This window comes from Seonamhaeicola marinus (assembly GCF_008085455.1).
Window position 1 is genome coordinate 1 of record NZ_VSDQ01000903.1, and the last position, 710, is coordinate 710.

General features: G+C 36.9%; 1 pseudogene. It reads right to left on the reverse strand.

What is annotated here, in order from left to right:
- Window positions 1-710, reverse strand: a pseudogene (rpoB, locus tag FUA24_RS24730) (DNA-directed RNA polymerase subunit beta); the annotation flags it as partial.

Consider the following 710-nt stretch of genomic DNA (forward strand, 5'->3'; position numbering starts at 1 on the left):
TGCTCTAAGAATGGGATTAACGATGCTGAAATTGACGAAATTTGGTTTGGTGCAACATCGGTATAATGTAATTCAGATGGGTCAATTACTGGGAAATCACCTTCCATTCTAGCAATTACCTTATCGTGTAATATTTTACCATCGTCATCTACATTTACAGTAGCTTGCGCAATTAATCTCTCTTCTTCTTCTTCAGCACTTAAATATGTTGGTTCATTTTTAATATCTACAACACCTTCAGATACTTTTCTATAAGGTGTTTCAATGAATCCCATTGAATTTACTTTAGCATATACCGAAAGTGACGAGATAAGACCAATGTTTGGTCCCTCTGGTGTTTCAATAGGACATAAACGCCCATAGTGTGTATAGTGAACGTCTCGAACCTCAAAACCAGCTCTTTCACGAGAAAGACCACCTGGACCTAAAGCTGATAAACGACGCTTGTGAGTAATCTCAGCTAATGGATTTGTTTGATCCATGAATTGAGATAACTGGTTTGTACCAAAAAATGAATTAATTACTGAAGATAATGTTTTCGCGTTAATTAAATCAATTGGTGTAAACACTTCATTATCACGAACGTTCATACGCTCACGAATGGTACGTGCCATACGTGCTAAACCAACACCAAACTGTTGTGATAATTGCTCACCAACTGTACGTACACGACGGTTAGATAAGTGATCAATATCATCAATTTCAGCTTT